This is a genomic window from Terrabacter sp. FW104-15G4B, assembly GCF_058790095.1.
Map to the genome: position 1 here is coordinate 12,766 of NZ_JBYTCI010000010.1, position 18,026 is coordinate 30,791.

At 71.4% G+C, this 18,026-nt stretch carries 21 protein-coding genes and 1 tRNA gene; 9 read left to right on the top strand and 13 right to left on the bottom strand.

Annotation, left to right across the window (positions count from 1 at the left end; all coding sequences use genetic code 11):
* Positions 1–65: 65 nt before the first annotated feature.
* From AC3WRT_RS10005 to AC3WRT_RS10015, 3 genes are read right to left on the bottom strand one after another with little or no spacing between them, the layout of a single operon-like run.
* A complete protein-coding gene (locus AC3WRT_RS10005) occupies positions 66–875 on the bottom strand; it encodes an SCO1664 family protein (protein ID WP_492721429.1) in 810 nt (269 codons plus the stop codon).
* Entirely contained in the window at positions 859–1,407 is a 549-nt protein-coding gene (locus AC3WRT_RS10010; protein WP_492721432.1) for a DUF3090 domain-containing protein, read from the bottom strand. The genes AC3WRT_RS10005 and AC3WRT_RS10010 overlap by 17 nt, the downstream gene beginning before the upstream one ends.
* Before the next feature lie 31 nt (positions 1,408–1,438).
* A complete protein-coding gene (locus tag AC3WRT_RS10015) occupies positions 1,439–2,149 on the bottom strand; it encodes an MSMEG_4193 family putative phosphomutase (protein ID WP_492721434.1) in 711 nt (236 codons plus the stop codon).
* A gap of 100 nt (positions 2,150–2,249) precedes the next feature.
* Between AC3WRT_RS10015 and corA the strand changes: the two genes are divergently transcribed.
* Positions 2,250–3,251: a magnesium/cobalt transporter CorA gene (gene corA, locus AC3WRT_RS10020; protein ID WP_492721435.1), complete on the top strand. Its 1,002-nt coding sequence runs from the start codon at positions 2,250–2,252 to the stop codon at positions 3,249–3,251.
* Positions 3,252–3,308: 57 nt separating this feature from the next.
* Here the strand turns inward: corA and AC3WRT_RS10025 are convergent, their stop codons facing one another.
* Together AC3WRT_RS10025 and AC3WRT_RS10030 are read right to left on the bottom strand one after the other, a co-directional pair.
* Positions 3,309–4,169, bottom strand: coding sequence for an undecaprenyl-diphosphate phosphatase (locus AC3WRT_RS10025; RefSeq protein ID WP_492721437.1), 861 nt, complete (start codon positions 4,167–4,169; stop codon positions 3,309–3,311).
* Positions 4,170–4,255: 86 nt separating this feature from the next.
* Positions 4,256–5,344 (bottom strand): LLM class F420-dependent oxidoreductase, encoded by a 1,089-nt coding sequence (locus tag AC3WRT_RS10030; protein WP_492721439.1) that lies wholly within the window; start codon positions 5,342–5,344, stop codon positions 4,256–4,258.
* A gap of 75 nt (positions 5,345–5,419) precedes the next feature.
* Between AC3WRT_RS10030 and AC3WRT_RS10035 the strand changes: the two genes are divergently transcribed.
* The gene (locus tag AC3WRT_RS10035; RefSeq protein WP_492721441.1) at positions 5,420–6,355 is read left to right on the top strand and encodes an aldo/keto reductase; all 936 of its coding nucleotides are present in this window, start codon (positions 5,420–5,422) and stop codon (positions 6,353–6,355) included.
* A 17-nt stretch (positions 6,356–6,372) separates the two neighbouring features.
* On the opposite strand, the gene AC3WRT_RS10040 is transcribed toward AC3WRT_RS10035, so the two are convergent.
* Complete coding sequence (locus AC3WRT_RS10040; RefSeq protein ID WP_492721442.1) at positions 6,373–6,774, bottom strand: hypothetical protein; 402 nt, start codon at positions 6,772–6,774, stop codon at positions 6,373–6,375.
* Between the two features lie 159 nt (positions 6,775–6,933).
* Positions 6,934–7,728, bottom strand: coding sequence for an SCO4651 family lipoprotein (locus tag AC3WRT_RS10045; RefSeq protein WP_492721443.1), 795 nt, complete (start codon positions 7,726–7,728; stop codon positions 6,934–6,936).
* A gap of 186 nt (positions 7,729–7,914) precedes the next feature.
* Between AC3WRT_RS10045 and AC3WRT_RS10050 the strand changes: the two genes are divergently transcribed.
* Positions 7,915–8,100, top strand: coding sequence for a DUF5703 family protein (locus AC3WRT_RS10050; RefSeq protein ID WP_492721444.1), 186 nt, complete (start codon positions 7,915–7,917; stop codon positions 8,098–8,100).
* A 15-nt stretch (positions 8,101–8,115) separates the two neighbouring features.
* Here AC3WRT_RS10050 and AC3WRT_RS10055 read toward each other — a convergent pair whose 3' ends face one another.
* On the bottom strand, positions 8,116–9,474 hold the full coding sequence (locus tag AC3WRT_RS10055) for a M20/M25/M40 family metallo-hydrolase (protein WP_492721446.1): 1,359 nt from the start codon (positions 9,472–9,474) through the stop codon (positions 8,116–8,118).
* 121 nt (positions 9,475–9,595) lie between these two features.
* Between AC3WRT_RS10055 and AC3WRT_RS10060 the strand changes: the two genes are divergently transcribed.
* From AC3WRT_RS10060 to AC3WRT_RS10080, 5 genes are all read left to right on the top strand, one after another.
* A tRNA-Leu gene (locus tag AC3WRT_RS10060) sits at positions 9,596–9,682 on the top strand.
* Between the two features lie 125 nt (positions 9,683–9,807).
* Positions 9,808–10,311: a MarR family winged helix-turn-helix transcriptional regulator gene (locus AC3WRT_RS10065; protein WP_492721448.1), complete on the top strand. Its 504-nt coding sequence runs from the start codon at positions 9,808–9,810 to the stop codon at positions 10,309–10,311.
* 16 nt (positions 10,312–10,327) lie between these two features.
* Positions 10,328–11,596, top strand: a complete 1,269-nt coding sequence (locus tag AC3WRT_RS10070; protein WP_492721450.1) for an MFS transporter — start codon at positions 10,328–10,330, stop codon at positions 11,594–11,596.
* Positions 11,597–11,601: 5 nt separating this feature from the next.
* A complete protein-coding gene (locus AC3WRT_RS10075; RefSeq protein WP_492721452.1) occupies positions 11,602–12,372 on the top strand; it encodes a HipA family kinase in 771 nt (256 codons plus the stop codon).
* Complete coding sequence (locus AC3WRT_RS10080; protein ID WP_492721454.1) at positions 12,369–12,746, top strand: DUF3037 domain-containing protein; 378 nt, start codon at positions 12,369–12,371, stop codon at positions 12,744–12,746. The genes AC3WRT_RS10075 and AC3WRT_RS10080 overlap by 4 nt, the downstream gene beginning before the upstream one ends.
* Positions 12,747–12,755: 9 nt before the next feature.
* Here AC3WRT_RS10080 and AC3WRT_RS10085 read toward each other — a convergent pair whose 3' ends face one another.
* The 5 genes from AC3WRT_RS10085 to AC3WRT_RS10105 form a co-directional block, all read right to left on the bottom strand.
* Positions 12,756–13,583, bottom strand: a complete 828-nt coding sequence (locus AC3WRT_RS10085) for a TrmH family RNA methyltransferase (protein ID WP_492721455.1) — start codon at positions 13,581–13,583, stop codon at positions 12,756–12,758.
* 74 nt (positions 13,584–13,657) lie between these two features.
* Positions 13,658–14,428 (bottom strand): sulfite exporter TauE/SafE family protein, encoded by a 771-nt coding sequence (locus AC3WRT_RS10090; protein WP_492721457.1) that lies wholly within the window; start codon positions 14,426–14,428, stop codon positions 13,658–13,660.
* 46 nt (positions 14,429–14,474) lie between these two features.
* Positions 14,475–15,671 carry an SPFH domain-containing protein gene (locus AC3WRT_RS10095; RefSeq protein WP_492721459.1) on the bottom strand — a complete coding sequence of 399 codons (1,197 nt, stop codon included), beginning with the start codon at positions 15,669–15,671 and terminating at the stop codon, positions 14,475–14,477.
* Between the two features lie 158 nt (positions 15,672–15,829).
* Positions 15,830–16,279 carry an NfeD family protein gene (locus AC3WRT_RS10100; RefSeq protein ID WP_492721460.1) on the bottom strand — a complete coding sequence of 150 codons (450 nt, stop codon included), beginning with the start codon at positions 16,277–16,279 and terminating at the stop codon, positions 15,830–15,832.
* Positions 16,280–16,408: 129 nt separating this feature from the next.
* The gene (locus AC3WRT_RS10105; RefSeq protein ID WP_492721462.1) at positions 16,409–17,194 is read right to left on the bottom strand and encodes an ABC transporter ATP-binding protein; all 786 of its coding nucleotides are present in this window, start codon (positions 17,192–17,194) and stop codon (positions 16,409–16,411) included.
* 60 nt (positions 17,195–17,254) lie between these two features.
* On the opposite strand from AC3WRT_RS10105, the gene AC3WRT_RS10110 reads away from it, so the two are divergent.
* Positions 17,255–18,019 carry an Rv1486c family protein gene (locus AC3WRT_RS10110; protein ID WP_492721464.1) on the top strand — a complete coding sequence of 255 codons (765 nt, stop codon included), beginning with the start codon at positions 17,255–17,257 and terminating at the stop codon, positions 18,017–18,019.
* The last annotated feature ends 7 nt before the right edge of the window (positions 18,020–18,026 follow it).

An 18,026-nucleotide genomic window follows, 5' to 3' on the forward strand; every position in this document is an offset into this window, starting at 1 on the left:
GCAGACTCTATCCCGGCGTCCGTGAGACCTCCGACGGGCCATGGGGCGTGAGTCAGAGTGTGCAGTCAGAGTGGCGGCCAGGGCACCGACGGCCAGTCGCGGCTCGGGCGGGGATGGACGCCCCGGGCGATCAGGCGGTCCACGCGCGCGGCCAGCGCATCGACGTCGGACTCGGGCAGCAGGGCGAGCAGGCGGTCGCGCACGGCGTCGTCGTCGAGGGCGCGCCGCAGCCGTGCCAGCCGGGACAGGTCGGCGTCGGTGAGGGGCTCCCCCGCCCAGCCCCAGAGGACGGTGCGCAGCTTCGGGGTCGGTGAGAACGTCACGCCGTGGTCGATGGCCCAGAGTCGCCCGTCGACGTCGCGGAGGCAGTGGGAGCCCTTGCGGTCGGAGTTGTTGAGGGCGGCGTCGAGGACCGAGAGGGAGCGCACGTCATCGGCACCGGAGTGCACGACGGTGACCGCGGCACCGCCGGGCGTCTCGCCGTCGAAGACCGCCCGCCAACCGTCGGGGGCCCGCCCCTCGGGGACGAGGTCGACGACGACGTCGTCGGACACCGGGTCGAACGGGTCGCCGATCCAGAGCTGCACCGACCCGGGGCCGAGGGGACCGTCCCGCAGGACGGTGGGCGGCACGACGTCCCAGCCGCCGAGCTGGGACACGACGTGGGCGGCCACCTCGCGACCGGCCAGCGTGCCGTCGGGGAAGTCCCACAGCGGGCGCTCGCCGCGCACGGGCTTGTAGATGACATGGCCCCCCGGCAGCGACGAGACCCGCGCGACGACGGCGAGGTTGGAGGAGTCGGTGATCCGCCCCAGGACCTCTAGCTCGCCGGTCAGGTCGACCGACGACGGACTGCGGTCAGCGTTTGTAGCCATTGGCCCGCGGGCAGATGTGGCCCGTGGGGTCGAGGGGGTTGCCGCAGAACGGGCACGGCGGCCGGCCGGCCGAGACGAGGGCGTTGGTGCGGCGAGCGAAGGCCCGCGCCTCGGCTGGCGTCAGGCTGATCCGGATCGAGTTGCGCCCCAGGGGACCGACCTCGTCGTCCGGGGCGTCCTCGTCGACCTCGTCGGGGTCGTGGTCGTGACACTCGATGACGAGCTTCTGGCGCTCCTCGTCCCACGCGAGCGACAGGGTCTGCACGCGCCAGTCCTCGTCGAACGGGGTCGTCAGCGGCTCGGTGTCCTCCGGCGCCCCGCCTGGCTCGCCCGGCTCGACGGCCAGTCCCGGGGCGAGCTGGTCGAGCACGTCGTTGATGCGGTCGGCGAGGATGGAGACCTGCTGCTTCTCGACCCCCACGGTCACGACCACGGGGCCCGTGCTCGCCTGCAGGTAGAAGGCGCGCTGACCGGCGGGGCCGACCGTCCCGGTGACGAACCGGTCAGCGGGATCGAAGTCCTGGACCGTCATGCGATCGACCCTATCCGAACCGTCCCAGCGCTCATGTGCCCCCGCCCACGACCGCGTCGCCCTCCTCGGCGGCCGGCTCGGCCGGCGGGCGCAGACCCGTGAGGTCTCCGCCGACGTCGTTGAGCCGCAGGACGAACGGCTTGCGGCTGGTGTAGCGGACGACGCTCACCGACGCCGGCTCAACGTTGATCCTCTGGAAGTCGTCGAGGTGCGCCCCGGTGGCGTGCGACAGGATGGACTTGATGACGTCACCGTGCGACACGGCGACCCACACCGCGTCCTTCCCGTGCTGCTCGAGGATGCGGGCGTCCGTCTCGCGGACGGCCCGCAGTGCCCGCTCCTGCATCTCGACCATGGACTCCGCGGGGTATGCCGAGGAGTCGGGAAAGCGCGCCTCGCTGGGCCGGTCCTGCACGACCTTCCACAGCTCCTCCTTGGCGAGCTCGGCGATCGGTCGTCCGGTCCAGGCGCCGTAGCGGCACTCGCCGAAGCCCTCGTGGATGCTGCGCGCCACGTGGTCAGGCAGGGGGGCGGCGAGCAGGTCGGCCGTCTGCACGCAGCGGTCGAGCGGAGAGCTGACGACCTCGACGACTGGCAGCACGGCAGTGGCCAGGCGCTGCCCGACGGCGGCAGCCTGGGCCTCCCCCGTCTCGTCGAGGAAGACCCCGGGCATCCAGCCGGCGAGGGTGCCGGCGGTGTTGGAGGTGGAGCGCCCGTGGCGTACGAAGAGAACGGTCGGCACGAGCCTCACCCTAGCTCCCGACCACGCCTGCCCCGCGGCCCGCCGGAGGCCGCCGGGCCACCTGCGCGACGGCGCCGGGCAGACGTGGTGAAGTAGCCCTGTGATCATGGACAAGGCCATCTATCGCAACGGCCGGCGCCAGGGGTGCGGCGACCTCAGTGACGAGCTCGACGTGCTGCGCGTCACGCAGGACGGCTTCCTCTGGATCGGCCTGAAGGACCCCACCGACCAGGAGTTCGACCTGGTCAACGACGAGCTGCACCTGCACCCCCTCGCCGTCGAGGACGCCGTCAAGGGGCACCAGCGGGCGAAGATCGAGACGTACGAGTCGTCGGTGTTCGTCGTGCTGAAGACGCTGCGCTACATCGAGGCGACGAGCGACATCGAGACCGGCGAGGTGATGCTCTTCATCGGCGACCGCTTCGTGGTCACCGTCCGGCACGGGGAGGGCAACCCGCTGGCCGGGGTGCGCCAACGGCTCGAGACCGAGCCGGAGCGGCTCGTGCACGGGTCGATGACCGTGCTGCACGCCGTCATGGACTCGGTCGTGGACAACTACCTCGTCGTGGACCGCGAGGTGCGCAAGGACCTCGAGCAGATCGAGGAGCAGGTCTTCGCCTCCGACGTCGGCGGCGACGCGAACACGATCTACCGCCTCAAGCGCGAGGTCCTCGAGTTCCGCCGGGCCACCCAGCCCCTCACCGACACCCTGACGCAGTTCATGGAGCGCACCCGCGGGAGGGGTCTCACCGAGGCGATGCTGCCGTTCTTCCGCGACGTGGCCGACCACCTGCGCCTCGTCAACGACCACGTCGAGTCCTATGACCGTCTCCTGACCGACGTGCTGTCGGCCCACCTGGCGAGCGTCTCGGTCAAGCAGAACGAGGACATGCGCCGCATCTCCGCGTGGGTCGCCATCGCGGCGGTGCCCACGATGATCGCCGGCGTCTACGGCATGAACTTCGAGCACATGCCGGAGCTGACCGCGAGCGTGCACGTGGGGGACGGCGAGCTCTACTACGGCTACTACCTCGTGCTCGCAGTCATGGCGACCGCCTGCGTCGGCCTGTACCGGGCCTTCAAGCGCTCCGGCTGGCTGTAGGACGACCGAGGGCCGGCTCCCAGGGAGTGGGAGCCGGCCGTCGCGTGGGGACCTGCGTCAGGTGGCGCTCAGCACGCCAGCCGAGAGGACGGCGACCAATACGACGCCGAGCACGACGCGGTACCAGACGAACGGCATCAGCGTGTTGGTCGCGACGAAGCGCAGCAGCCACGCGATCGAGGCGTAGGCCACGATGAAGGCCACGACCAGTCCCACGAGGACCGGCCCGACGCCCAGCGCCGAGAGGCCGTGCCTCTCCTCGACCGCCTGGAAGAGGCCCGCAGCGGTCAGGGCCGGGATCGCGAGGAAGAAGCTGAGGCGGGTGGCCGTGACACGGTCGATGCCGCGGGCGATGCCGGCGGAGATCGTGGCGCCCGACCGCGAGATACCGGGGATCAGCGAGAAGCACTGCACGAGACCGATGACGAGGCCGTCGACCGGTCGGACCGCGTGCTCGCCCCGCAGCGCGCCGCGCGCCTCGTACCGGGCGTACAGCCGCTCGGCGGCGACCATGACGACGCTCCAGGCCAGCAGGGCGGCCGCAACGACCCAGAGACTGCGCAGCCCACCGGAGATGAGGTTGCGACCGAGGAAGCCGACGATGCCCACCGGGATCGAGCCGATGACCACGGCCCAGGCGAGGCCGTAGTCCGGGTCGTGCCGAGCCGCTGCGCTGCCGAGCCCCCGGAACCATGCGACCGCGAAGCGGACGATGTCGCGGAAGAAGTAGAGCAGAGTCGCCGCGATCGCGCCGAGCTGGATCACGGCGGTGTATGCCGTCACGGCGGCGTCGTCGACCTCGAGGCCGAGCAGCTTCTCGGTGATGGTGAGGTGGCCGGTGGAGGAGACCGGGAGGTACTCGGTGAGGCCTTCGACGACGCCGAGGATGACGGCGTCGAGGTAGCTGAGGTCAGCCATGGGTCAGGGTGGGCCTTCTGTGCTGGAGGGACGGGACAGGCCGTGGACCCGGGAGGGTCTGCGGCCGCTGGGCACAATGTCGCACCCTATCCGCAACGCGGGCTGGGAGAGCCGGGCGCCGACAGGCCCGCGATCCCCGCCACGACCGTCAGCGTGGTCAGCGCCTGGTCCCGCGTCATGCCACCCCCGACCGCGACGGCGAGCGTCGTGACGCCCGCCGGCTCGTAGCGGGCGAGCCGCTCGGCGATGCGACGGGGCGAGCCGAGCAGCGCTGTCTCGTCGATGAACTCGAGCGGCACGGCGGCTGCGGCCTCCCGGTGGCGGCCGGCGAGGTAGAGGTCTTGGATGCGCGCGGCGTCCTCCTCGAAGCCCATCCGGCACGCGAGCTGGTTGTAGAAGTTCTGCTCGCGTGAGCCCATGCCCCCGATGTAGAGCGCGCAGTAGTCGCGCACGTGGTCGGCCGCCGCCTCGACGTCGTCGAGGAGCACGACGGGCGCCGTGGCGACGACGTCGAACCCGGTCATCGGCGACGCGTCCGGTCCGCGGCCGCCGCGGCGGCGCCCGGTCTCCATGGCGGTGAGCAGGTCCCCGGCATGCTCGGGGCTGAAGAAGATCGAGAGCCACCCGTCGGCGATCTCCCCGGTGAGCTCCAGGTTCTTCGGGCCGACGGCGGCCAGGTAGACGGGCAGGTCGGGCCGGACGGGACGGGACGCCAGCTTGAGCGGCTTGCCGACACCACCGGGCAGGGGCAGCGGGTAGTGCGGGCCGGCGTGCGTCACCGTGTCCCGGCGCAGGGCGGCCCGGACGATCTCGACGTAGTCGCGCGTGCGCGCCAGCGGACTGCGGAACGGCACCCCGTGCCAGCCCTCGCTCACCTGCGGACCGGAGACTCCCAGCCCGAGGCGGAAGCGGCCACCGGACATCGCGTCGATGGTGGCTGCCGTCATGGCCGTCATGGCGGGGGTGCGCCCGGGGATCTGCATGACGGCCGAGCCGAGGTCCACGTGCTCGGTGAGCGCGCCGATCCAGGCGAGCATCGAGGGACTGTCGGAGCCGTATGCCTCCGCGACCCACACGCTGTCGTAGCCGAGCCGGTCGGCGGCCTGCGCGATGGCCACCTGGTCGGCTCCCGTCGTTCCGCGTCCCCAGTAGCCGAGATTCACACCGATCCTCATGGTGGGCAGGCTATCGGCGCGGCTCCCGACGTGGCGGTCACTCTCTGGCCGGCGCGGCCCACTAGCGTTCGTGCCATGCGCAGGCGTCTCGGCTCGTCCGGTCTCACGGTCACTCCCCTGGCCCTCGGAACCATGCTGTGGGGCAACGCCGTCGACCGCCACGAGGCCGGTGACCACCTGCGTGCGTTCGTGGACGCAGGGGGCAATCTCGTAGACACGGCATACGGCTACGGCGGCGGGGACGCCGAGACCATCCTCGGCGGTCTGCTGGGGGGCGTGGTCCCCCGCGACGACGTCATGGTCTGCACCAAGGCGGGCATCTCGCGAGCCGGCGGGCAGCGCCGGGTCGACGTGTCGCGCCGCGGACTCATGGCGCAGCTCGAGACGTCCCTGCGCCGCCTGGGCACCGACCACGTGGACCTCTGGCTCGTGCACACGTGGTCCGACGACGTGCCCCTGTCAGAGACCCTGTCCGCGCTCGAGTGGGCCGCCGGATCCGGCCGTGCCCGCTACGTCGGGGTCTCCAACTACTCGGGGTGGCAGTCCGCCCGCGCCTTCAGCCTGCTCGAGACCGCACGGATCCCTCTGGTGGCCAACGAGATCGAGTACTCCTTGGTATGCCGCACGCCCGAGCACGAGGTCACGCCGGCGGCCGGCGCGCTGGGCTTCGGCCTGCTGCCGTGGTCACCACTGGGTCGGGGCGTGCTGACCGGCAAGTACCGCAACGGCATACCGTCGGGCTCTCGGGCCTCCTCGAGCGACTTCCCCGGCTTCGCCGAGCGCTTCCTCGACGAGCACACGACTCGCGTCGCGGACGCCGTGGCGATGGCCGCTCGTGGTCTGGGCGCCAAGCCGGCCGAGGTGGCGCTCTCCTGGGTACGCGACCGCCCGGGTGTGGCCGCACCCATCGTCGGGGCTCGCACGGCGACCCAGCTGCGCTCGGCGCTCGCGAGCCTCGAGCTGACCCTCCCCGCGGAGATCGTCGCCGCGCTCGATGACGTCTCGGGCTAGCTCCGGCGGCTCACGCGTCAGGCGCGGGCGCCGCTGCCCTGGTTGACGCCGTCGCCGACCTCGTCATCATCGTCGTCATCATCGTCGTCATCATCGTCGTCGTCATCGTCGTCGTCGTCGTCGTCGTCGTCGTCGTCGAGCTCGTCGTACTCGTCCGAGTCAAGGCCGGCGTAGACCCGGACCTCCGGCCCGTCCTCGTCGTCGGGACCCTCGAGGTCGTCGCCGTAGATCGCCAGCGGCGTTGCCACCTCGGTCGCCTCGTAGAGCGCCTCGTCGTAGTCGTCGAACGCCTCCGCGAGGTCCTGGGCCGCGGCCATCACCATCGGGTGGTCGGGGTCTCGGCTGGCGTTCGCGGCCTCCAGGTGTCGTTCGAGAGCGGCGATCAGCTGCTCGAGGGCGGAACGTGGGTCGACGGTCATGTCTCGACCGTAGTCGACCGGTGGGGACCAGAGAACCGGTTCCGGGCCCGCAAAACCGCGGAAAGCCCCGAAACGCAGCGGTCCCGCAGCGAGGCGTGCTCGCTGCGGGACCGATGAGATGCGCTGGACAGGGTGTGACCCGTCAGGCGGCGCGGCGTGTCACATGGGCGCCTTGACCGTCTGGGCGGCCGGCGGAGCCGTGATGTCGACGGGCTCGCCGTACTTGCTCATGGTCATGTCGGCCTTGACGCCGGACAGGTCGAAGGTGACCTTGCGCAGCTGGTCCTTCTCGTCGAGCCACGCGGTGTAGGCGACGGAGGCGGGTAGCTGCGCCTTCGACCCGGCGGGAAGCTTCGCCGCCATGGCCTTGGTGTCGAGGGTCAGGTCGTACTTGAACGTCTTGGCCCCGTCGACGGTGTCCTCACCGACGTACTTGACGCTGGTGACTGCGGCGCCGAACTGGTCGTACATCTTGGTCGGGTCGGCCTGGTCGAGCGACTGCGACAGCTGCTTGCCCAGGGTCGAGCTGCTGTCGGTGACCGCCCACTTGGCCACGGGCAGCCCCGGGAAGCCCTTCAGGTAGACCGTCTTGTCGACGAGGATCATGTCGAGCTTCATCGAGGAGCCCATGTCCATCGACATCTTCATGGCCGGGTTGTTGGCGTCGACCTTCGTGTCGCCCGTGATGGCGATCTTCTGGCCGGCGGCGTCCATCGACATCGTCACGTGCGCCGAGCTGGCCCTCTGGCCCGCGGCCTTCATGGCGGCGACGAACGCTGCCTTGTCCTTGTAGGGCTGGCCCGCCGTGGGGGCGTCGCTCGTGGCGGCGGCGGAGGTCGCCTGCGTCTGTGCCGTCGCGGGAGCCGGGCTCTCGCTCTTGCCGCAGGCCGCGACGCCGAGGACTGCGGGAAGGACGATGGCTGCTGCCGCGAGGCGGCGGGTGTTCCAGTTCATGTGTGTTGACCTCCTGTGCCTCCAACGCCAGGCGGCGCCGGGCGGTTCCCCTGCTTGCCCGACCACATGGGTCCTGGGCTCTCCCCGGTGCGGTCGGATGACGCAGAGACGGTACCGCGGCCATGGCGACCGCCGTGCCGCAGATCCGGTCTCGGTGGGGTCACGGTTGGTGTCAGAATGGAGGCGATGACGGATTACGAGTACCGGGTCCTGACGTTCGACCGCCACACGTCCAAGGCCCAGGCGAGGCAGGCGGTGCGAGAGCATGCCGAGTACGGCCGCTGGGAGCTGTCACGCACCGTGATCTACGAGGGCGGGGTCCGCCGCATGTGGCTGCGGCGCCGGATCATGCGCGTGCAGCGCACGGCCTGACCCTCTCCAACGCCCTCAGCAGGTGCGCAGGAAGTCGCCCAGCACGCGCGCGCCGAAGCGGAGCGACTCCACCGGGACGCGCTCGTCGATGCCGTGGAACATCGGTGCGAAGTCGAGGTCGGCAGGCAGCCGCAGCGGCGCGAAGCCGTAGCCGCTGATGCCGAGGCGCCCGAGGGACTTGTTGTCGGTGCCACCGGAGAGGCAGTAGGGCAGCACCGCCGCCTCGGGGTCCTCACGCAGCAGCGACTGCTTCATCGACTCGACGAGGTCACCTGAGAAGGGCGACTCGAGCGCGACGTCGCGGTGCACGACCTCCACCTCGAGGTGCTCGCCGGCGAGCTCCCGGATGGTCGCCATGAGCGACTCCTCATGGCCCGGGAGGAAGCGGCAGTCGACCGCCGCGCTGGCGGTCTGTGGGATGACGTTGTGCTTGTAGCCGGACTCGAGCATCGTGACGTTGGCCGTGTCCCGCAGGGTGCCGCGGACGAACCCCTGCGCGCCGCCGAGGGTTGCGAGGAGCGGCTCGAGGTCTTCGTCGCCTGACGGGATGCCGGTCATCGTGCCCAGCGTGTCGAGCAGCTCCCGGACGGAGGCGATGTACTCGCGCGGCCACTCGTGGGCGGCGATGCGGCCGATCGCTGCGGCGAGACGCACGATGGCGTTGTCGTCGTTGGGAACCGAGCCGTGCCCAGCGCGGCCGTGCGCCCGCAGCCGGAGCCAGGCGATGCCCTTCTCGGCCGTCTGCAGCAGGTACGCGCGCTGCTGGCCCGAGGGGGTCGGCACGGTCACGCTGTAGCCGCCCACCTCGCTGATCGCCTCGGTGACGCCCTCGAACCACTGCGGCTCGTGGTCGACGAGCCAGTGGCTGCCGAGCCTGCCGCCGGCTTCCTCGTCGGCGAAGAACACGAAGGTGGTGTTTCGCGCGGGCTTGGTGCCGGTGCGGGCGAAGTGGCGGATGTTGGCCAGGATCATGGCGTCCATGTCCTTCATGTCCACCGCACCGCGACCCCAGATGCAGCCGTCGCGCTCCTCCGCGCCGAAGGGGTCGACCTGCCAGTCAGCAGCGTTGGCGGGAACGACGTCGAGGTGTCCGTGTACCGCGAGGCCCGGACGCGAGGGGTCCTCGCCCTCGATCCGCACGATGACGGTCGCGCGCCCCGGCTCGCTCTCGAGCAGCGTGCCGTCGAGACCCACCTCGGCGAGCTCACCCATGACGTACTCGGCGGCCTTGCGCTCCCCCGGCCCCGAGCCGTCGCCGTAGTTGGACGAGTCGATCCGGAGGAGGTCGCCGCAGATTCGCGCGACCTCCTCCTCGGGCGTCACGGCGGTCTGTGCCGTGGGGGTCACGGTGCGGTCTGCGGCGTCGTGGCTCATGTCCGACAGGGTATGCCGCGGGCCGCCGGCCGCCGCACCCGTCCGTTTGGTCTTTTGGTCGGGCCACGTGTAACGTTTCGCCTCGCCGCAAGGGATCCTCGGAGCCCCTTGTTGACACCTTGTCGGGGTGGCGGAATGGCAGACGCGCTAGCTTGAGGTGCTAGTGCCCTTAACGGGCGTGGGGGTTCAAGTCCCCCCCTCGACACCACAAGACCCCCGGGATCCTGCAGGTCAGGAGCCCGGGGGTCTTCTCGTCCGTCTGGACCGATGTCTCGTGGGCTTGACCGCGCCTGCCTCTGGCCCTCGGTCCGGCAGCCCCCGTACCCTTCGAGCGTGAGCGACGAGAACGTGGCCGAGCTGGTGGACGACCTCTATGACGTCATCGGGCTGCTGCGGCGCCGCTCCCGGCGCCTGGTCGGCGTCCCGCTCCCCGAGCTCGCCCTGTCCGGCGCCCAGCTCGAGCTGGTGCGCGTCGTGCGCCGCAACCCGGGGATCACGGTGGCCGAGGCGGCTCGGGTGCTGGGGCTCGCACCCAACACCGTGTCGACCCTCGTCGGTCAGCTGATTGCTTTGGCGGTCCTCGTCCGCGAGCGGGACACGACCGACCGCCGGGTCGCGCGGCTCCACCTCACCCCCTCGGCCAGGGCGGGTCTCGAGCAGTGGCGTGACCGCAGGGCCCAGGGCACTGCTGCGGCGTTGGCCGCGCTTCCCGCGGACGAGCTGGCCCGGCTGGCGGCGGCCCTGCCGACGATCGCCCGCGTCGCGGCCGGGCTGCCCGCCTCTGACACCCCGGAGCCCGAGCCCGAACCGGTGCTGCCGTCGGCCGGAGGTCGCTGACCGTACGCTGTGCCGCGTGACCTTCCTGCGCGCTCTCTGGACGCTGCTCCGGGGACGCGGCTTCCGACGGCTCTTCGTCAGCCGGGTCACGTCGTCCTTCAGCGACGGGATCTTCCAGGTCGCGCTCGCCAGCCACGTCCTGTTCAACCCCGAGCAGGCGGCCGACGCCCGCGGCATCGCGATCGGTTTCGCCGTCGTGCTGCTGCCCTACACCGCCCTCGGACCGTTCGTCGGCGTGCTCCTCGACCGGTGGCCCAGGCGCCGCGTCATCGTCGTGAGCCAGCTGATCCGGGGCGCTGCGATGCTGGGCGTGGCCGTCCTGGTCACGAGCTCCGGGACTGGCCCTGTCTTCTACGGGCTCGTCCTGCTCGTCTTCTCGGTCAACAGATTCATCCTGGCCGGGCTCTCCTCGGGGATGCCCCACGTCGTGCCGCGTGAGGCTCTCGTCAGCGCGAACTCCGTCGCCCCCACCTGCGGCTCACTGGCCTACCTGCTCGGCGGCGCCGTGGGCACCGGTGTGCGCGCCCTCGGCGGCAGCGACATCCTCGACGTGTTCCTCGCGGCCGCTGGGGTGCTCCTTGCCGCCTGGGCAGCCGCCCGGCTGCCCTTCATAGGCCCGGACGACACGAGCGACTCGCCCTCGGTGGGGCAGATCACGCGTTCGGTGGTCACGGGTCTCGTCGAGGCCGTGCACACCCTCCCCCGACGCGCCTGGCTGCTGCTCGGGCTCGTCTTCGTCACTCGCGTCCCGTTCGGCTTCCTGCTGCTCCAGACCCTGCTGCTCTTCCGTGGGCCGTTCGAGGGTGGCCACGGCCCGATGGGGTTCGGTATCGCCGCCGGCGCCTCCGCCGTCGGCTTCGCCTCCGCCGCCTTCGTCACCCCATGGCTGGCGCCGCGCCTGTCGGCGATCCGGTATGCCGCCCGGATGCTCGCGCTCGGCGCGCTGGTCTGCGCGGCGCTGGGGTTCTTCCTGGCCCCCTGGAGCATCGTCGTGGTCGGCTTCGTCGTCGCCTTCACCTCCCAGTGCGTCAAGATCACCGTCGACTCGCTCATGCAGGCGCACGTCGAGGACCACCTGCTGGGCCGCGCCTTCTCGGCCTACGACGTCGTCTACAACGCCGGCATGGTGGCGGCGGCCGCGCTGGGGGCGGTGGTCCTGCCGGCGAGCGGCCTCGCGTGGTGGCCGCTTCTGCTCTTCGCCTGCCTCTACGGCACGACGGCGCTGCTGCTGGGCCGCCTCTGGTCGCGGGCCACCGTGCTCGACCACGAGTGCCCACTAGGCTGACGGGCGTGCTGCCCGAGCTGACCGCCACCCGCTACGTGACGCCGCTCAAGGAGGGCGGCTCGCTCCCGGGCATCGTCGAGGCCGACGACGACGGCACCTACGTGCTGAAGTTCCGTGGCGCCGGGCAAGGACTCAAGGTCCTCGTGGCCGAGGTGCTCGTCGCCGGCCTCGCGCGGCTGCTGGAGGTCCCCGTCCCCGATCTGGCCGTCATCCGGCTCGACCCGCGGATCGCGAAGTACGAGGCCGACGAGGAGGTCCAGGACCTGCTGACCGCGTCGGTGGGCACGAACCTCGGCGTCGACTTCCTGCCCGGGTCGCTGGGCTACGACGGCTCCCGACCGCCCGACCCCGACCTCGCCGAGCGGATCCTGTGGCTCGACGCGGTGACGGCCAACGTCGACCGTACGTGGTCCAACCCCAACCTCCTCGTCTGGCACGGCCGGACGTGGGCCATCGACCACGGGGCGGCGCTCTACTTCCACCACTCGTGGCCCAGTCGGGCGCCCGCGCCCGAGCGCTTCGCCGCGCAGCCGTTCGACGCGAGCCGCCACGTCCTGCGTGACGTCGCCGGAGACGTGGCGCGTCGACACGACGAGCTTGCAGCGCGGCTCACGCCCGAGGCCGTCGACGCCGTCGTCGCGGAGGTGCCGCAGGAGTGGATCGAGACGACGCCCCACCTCGCCGACGCGCCCGCGGTGCGGACGGCATACGCCTCCATGCTGCGCGCCCGGCTCGACGGCCCGCTCACCTGGCTGCCGCGGGAGGTAGCGGCGTGAACGCGTACCAGTACGTCCTACTGCGCCTGGTGCCGCGCGTCGACCGCGAGGAGTTCATCAACGTCGGGGTCGTGCTCTACTCCCAGGACGCGGAGTTCCTCGACGCCGCCTGGGAGCTCGACGAGTCCCGGGCCGCGGCGCTCGGGCCGACGTGCGACCTCGACGGCGTGCGCTCGATGCTGGAACGGGTCCGTGCCGTGTGCCGTGGCGAGACGGGCCGTGGCCTGCCGACCCTCGACAAGCCGGGGCAGCGCTTCGGGTGGATCATCGCCCCACGCTCCACGGTCGTGCAGCCGGGGCCCGTCCACGGCGGGCTCTGCGACGACCCGGCGGTCGAGCTCGAGCGTCTGCTCGACCGGCTCGTCCGCACCTGACGCCGACGCTCAGACGGGTCGGGCGTCGCCGCGAGAACGCAGCGCCCACATCGCGACGGCACTCGCCGCCGCGACGTTGAGCGAGTCGACCCCACCGGCCATCGGGATCCGCAGGGTGAGGTCGGCGTCGGCGACCGTCCGGTGGGACAGCCCGTCGCCCTCGGCGCCGACGACGAGCGCCAGCCTGGCTGGCGGCTGCGCCTCGAGGTCGTCGAGCGACACCGAGTCGTCGGACAGTGCCATCGCTGCCACGGTCAGGCCGGCGTCGTGCAGCAGCCCCATCCCCTGCGGCCACGGGTCGATCCGCGTCCAGGGCACCTGGAAGACGGTCCCCATGGACACCCGGATGGAGCGCCGGTAGAGCGGGTCGGCGCAGCGCGGCGTGATCAGGACCGCGTCGACCCCCAGCGCGGCCGCCGAGCGGAAGATCGCGCCGACGTTCGTGTGGTCCACGACGTCCTCGAGCACGATGACGCGCCGCGAGCCCTCGAGCAGCGACTCGGGGCTCGGCAGCACCGGGCGCTGCATGGCGGCCAGGGCGCCCCGGTGCAGGTGGAAGCCGGTGAGCTGCTCGATGACGTCGTGGTCACCGAAGTACACCGGCACCCCGGCCTGCTCGGCGTCGTCCACGATGTCGGAGAGGTCGTCCAGCCAGCGCCTGGCCATGAGGTAGGACCGCGGCCGGTGACCGGCCCGGAGGGCACGCCGGATGACCTTCTGGCTCTCGGCGATGTAGAGGCCCCGCTCGGGCTCCGTCCGGCGCCGGAGGACGACGTCGGTCAGGGAGACGTAGTCGGCCAGCCGGGGGTCGGTGGGGTCGCTGATCTCGATCGGCACGCCCGACAGGCTAGTCGGCGTTCCGGCTCGCCCCCGACGGCGCCGGCCGTGGGCCGCTGCCTCGGGGTGCACCGTCAGGGGAACCAGACGAGCTTGCCGACCGCCACGAGTCCGATGGCGATGATGAGGGCGCGGAGCACGCCGGGCGGGATGCGCCGACCCACCCGCGCCCCGATGATGCCGCCGACGAAGGCGCCGGCGCCGATGAGCACGACGATGAGCCAGTCGATGTCGTCCCGGGCGAACAGCACGAAGACGGTCGCCGCCACGAAGTTGACGATCAGTGACAGCACGTTCTTGTAGCCGTTGAGGCGCTGCAGGGGCTCCAGGCTGAGGGCGCTGAACAGGCCCATGAGCAGGACGCCCTGCGCTGCGCCGAAGTAGCCCCCGTAGACGCCTGCGACGAAGACGCCCACGGCGATGGCCGGCGTGTGCCAGCGCGGCGCCCGCACGTGCTCGCCCTGGGGATGCGCGTGCGCCTGGATGCGCGGACCGGCGACCACCAGCACCAGGGCGATGAGGATGAGGACCGGGACGATCGCGCGGAAGGCCGCCGCCGGCAGCACCAGCAGGAGCGTGGCGCCGACGACCGAGCCGACGAACGACAGGGGCGCGAGCCGCCGCAGCGTGCGGGCCTGTCCGTCGAGCTCCTGCCGGTAGCCCCAGGCCCCCGTCACACCGCCCGCGACCAGCCCGATGTTGTTGGAGACGTTCGCCACGAGCGGGTTGACGCCGAAGAAGAGGAGCGTCGGGAAGGTGATCAGGGTGCCCGACCCGACGATCGTGTTGATGATGCCGGCACCGGTCCCGGCCAGCGCGACGGCGACCCCGGACCAGAAAGACACCCGGTCACCCTACAGAGGGCGACCGGGTGTCTTCAGGCGGTGTCCGTCAGCGTGACGCGGGCGGCTCCGGCGGTGCGTCGGTCATCGCGCCCGGCATGCCCCCACCGAGGTCGACCGGAGGATCGACGGGAGGCACGGGGGGCGCCGTCATGGGGGGCGGAGCCATCTCGGCACCGGCCGGGGGGACGGATTGCTGCGCCCGACCCGCGGGGTTGGAGTGCTCCGTCGACTCGGCGCTGAGGGCAGCCGCCTCGCCGCGGGCCTCGGCGAGGGCCTTGGCCGGGTCCTCGAGCAGCGTCTCGGCGAAGGCGTCGTCGACGGCGTCGCCGTTGTCGACCCACTGGTCTTCGTCGCCGTTGCCCATCTGGCCCTGCTCACTGCCGCCGAGCGCGTTGCCGATGCCCTTGAGAGCGTCGGTCAGCTCCGAGGGGACGATCCACATCTTGTTGGAGTCACCGCGCGCGAGCTGGGGCAGCACCTGGAGGTACTGGTAGGCGAGCAGCTTCTGCGTCGGCTTGCCGCGGTGGATCGCGGCGAAGACCTGCTGGATGGCACGTGCCTGGCCTTGTGCCTCCAGGATGCGGGCCTGGGCGGAACCCTCGGCACGCAGGATCTGGCTCTGCTTCTCACCCTCTGCGGTGAGGATCGCCGACTGCTTGAAGCCCTCGGCCGTGAGGATGGCGGCACGGCGGTCACGCTCCGCGCGCATCTGCTTCTCCATCGTCTCCTGCACGGAGTGGGGCGGGTCGATCGCCTTGAGCTCGACGCGGTTGACCCGGATCCCCCAGTTGCCGGTGGCCTCGTCGAGGACACCTCGCAGCTGGCCGTTGATCTGGTCGCGGCTCGTCAGGGCCTGCTCGAGGTCGAGCGAGCCGATGACGTTGCGCAGAGTCGTGACCGTCAGCTGCTCGATGCCCTGGATGAAGTTGGCGATCTCGTAGACGGCGGCCTTGGCGTCGGTCACGGAGTAGTAGATGACGGTGTCGATGTTGACGACGAGGTTGTCGCTGGTGATGACTGGCTGCGGCGGGAAGGTGACGACCTGCTCACGTAGGTCGATGTTGGCACGCACCTTGTCGACGAACGGGATCAGGAAGTGGATGCCTGCCGTCAGGGTCTTGTTGTAGCCGCCGAGCCGCTCGACGATCTGTGCCGTCTGCTGGGGCACGATGCGCACCGTGCGCACGACGATGACGAGTGCCACGATCACGATGAGTATCGGAATGATGTAAACCGGGTCCACGACCTTCTCGACCTTCTCCTGTGTGGTCCGTGCTCCCCCGAGGAAGCACGGTACGTGCGAACGGACCGGTCGGCCCGTTCGGTGGTTCGGTGGTTCGGTGGTGTCAGTGCGGTGGCGGCGGTGCAGCGCCGGCACGGTGGGGGGCGGCGGTGGTCGACTCAGCCCCCCACGATGTGGGCACGGCGCACGATGGCCGTGGCGCCCTCGATGGAGTCGACGACGACCTCCTCGCCGGGCTCGATGTCGTCACCGAGGGTGCGCGCCGACCAGGTCTCGCCCGAGAGCTTGACCCGGCCCCCGGCCGGGTTGACCCGGTCGATGGCGACAGCCGAGCGGCCGACGTGGGCGGCCGCGCCCATGAGCTGTTGGGGTGTGCTGGCCGACAGCCGTCTCTTGAGCCAGGGACGCACGATCGCGAGCAGCGCCACGGCGACGAGGGCCGCGACGATCGCCTGCACGGCGGGAGTGGCGCCGAAGGCTGCAGCGACGGAGGCTCCCACCGCGCCACCGGCGAGCATGAGGAAGGTGAAGTCGGCCGTGACCGTCTCGATGGCGACGAGGACGAGAGCCACCGCGAGCCACACCATCCACGCGTGCCCCTCGAACACGTGACCCACCCTGCCTTCGTCGAGCCGACGATGGACGCCGACGTCCCGTCCGTCACTCCTGTGACGTTTTCGATTCTGCCTTAGTTCCCTGCCCCGACCTACGGATCGGTGCACGAGGGAACGTTTCGATCAGGACTCGGCCCGAGCGGTCCACCGCTCACCGTGCTGCTCGAGGACGAGCGGGAGCCCGAAGGTGGCGCTCAGGTTGTCGGCGGTGAGTGTGACCGGGATGGGTCCCGCGGCGACGACCTTGCCGTCGCGGATCATGAGGACGTCGGTGAACGACGGCGGGATCTCCTCGACGTGGTGGGTGACGAGCACCATCGCGGGGGCCTCCGTGTCGGCGGCCAGGTCGCCGAGGCGGCGCACGAGGTCCTCGCGTCCGCCGAGGTCGAGACCCGCGGCAGGCTCGTCGAGGAGCATGAGCTCCGGGTCGGTCATCAGTGCCCGCGCGATCTGGATGCGCTTGCGCTCCCCCTCGCTGAGGGTGCCGTAGGACCGGTCCGCCAGGTGGTCCGCGCCGAGCGCCTTCAGCAGCTCCATCGCGCGGACGTAGTCCACGTGGTCGTACGTCTCGCGCCAGCGGCCGATGATGCCGTAGGACGCGGTGACCACGACGTTTCCGACGAGCTCGTCGCCCGGGATGCGCTCCGCCATCGACGAGCTCGCGAGGCCGATGCGCGGCCGCAGCTCGAAGACGTCGACCGCCCCGAGCACCTCGCCGAGGATCCCGGCGACGCCGGTGGTCGGGTGGAGGCGCGCGGCGGCGATCTGCAGCAGGGTCGTCTTGCCGGCGCCGTTGGCGCCCAGCACGACCCAGCGCTCGCCCTCCTCCACCTCCCAGGTGATGTCGTCGAGCAGCGTCGAGGCACCGCGGCGGACGGTGACTCCGGCGAAGGCGAGGACGTCGCTCATGGACCGACCCTATGACACGGCCCGGCGGCTCGCCGATGCGGCGCCCCCTACGATGGCGAGGTGTCCGAGCTCCCTGCGTCCGTCCGACTCGCGCTCTGGGTGACCGCCTCCTGGCGCGGCGACCTCGGCACCGCGGACGCCCTGCGGCGCGCCTTCCCCGACCTCGACCACGTGGCGGGGGACCTTGCGCGACTGGACCTCTGGTGTGACCTCGGCGAGCGGGCGCTCTTCGTCGCCCTTCCCCGCCCCGGTGACATCAGTCGTATGCCGCGGGGCTCGGGAGCGGCCACGGCGCACGCGGCGGACGCGGGCGAGTGCGTCTTCGTCGCCGGCATCGGCGGCGTCCTGGTGCCGACGCTCTCGCAGTTCGGTCCTGAGGGGGACCTCGGGGTCCGCGCGGACTGGACCGCGTACGAGGCGGATCCAGTGCCGCGCCACCGCATGGAGATGCTCGACCTGCGACAGATCGAGCGCGACCTGATGACACGGCTGCGTGAGCACACCGTGCGCTTCGAGCAGGTCGGCGGCCAGCCCTGGGGACAGGAGGCACGGGCCGAGGCACACCTCGACCTCGACACCGCCCTGTGGGGCATCCCGACCGCCACCTCTGGCCGGGCCCTGCGCATCATGGCCCTCGCGGCCAACCTCTCCCGTGTGGCGCACCGCACCGAGAGCCTCACCTCACTCGGCTCGGGTGGGCTCGACGCCGGCACGGCCGCCAACCGCTCCCGGCTGCTCCGCGACCTCGCCGCCGACGCGGACACGGCCCTGGCCGACGCCACGAACATCGCGGTGATGTCGATCGCGGGCTGGCGCCCGGCCTGACCTCGCG

Coding starts and splice junctions, on each gene's coding strand:
- AC3WRT_RS10005 (WP_492721429.1), bottom strand. CDS start 875: ATGGCTACAAACGCTGACCGCAGTCCGTCGTCGGTCGACCTGACCGGC.
- AC3WRT_RS10010 (WP_492721432.1), bottom strand. CDS start 1,407: ATGACGGTCCAGGACTTCGATCCCGCTGACCGGTTCGTCACCGGGACG.
- AC3WRT_RS10025 (WP_492721437.1), bottom strand. CDS start 4,169: ATGGCTGACCTCAGCTACCTCGACGCCGTCATCCTCGGCGTCGTCGAA.
- AC3WRT_RS10030 (WP_492721439.1), bottom strand. CDS start 5,344: ATGAGGATCGGTGTGAATCTCGGCTACTGGGGACGCGGAACGACGGGA.
- AC3WRT_RS10035 (WP_492721441.1), top strand. CDS start 5,420: ATGCGCAGGCGTCTCGGCTCGTCCGGTCTCACGGTCACTCCCCTGGCC.
- AC3WRT_RS10040 (WP_492721442.1), bottom strand. CDS start 6,774: ATGACCGTCGACCCACGTTCCGCCCTCGAGCAGCTGATCGCCGCTCTC.
- AC3WRT_RS10045 (WP_492721443.1), bottom strand. CDS start 7,728: ATGAACTGGAACACCCGCCGCCTCGCGGCAGCAGCCATCGTCCTTCCC.
- AC3WRT_RS10050 (WP_492721444.1), top strand. CDS start 7,915: ATGACGGATTACGAGTACCGGGTCCTGACGTTCGACCGCCACACGTCC.
- AC3WRT_RS10055 (WP_492721446.1), bottom strand. CDS start 9,474: ATGAGCCACGACGCCGCAGACCGCACCGTGACCCCCACGGCACAGACC.
- AC3WRT_RS10105 (WP_492721462.1), bottom strand. CDS start 17,194: ATGAGCGACGTCCTCGCCTTCGCCGGAGTCACCGTCCGCCGCGGTGCC.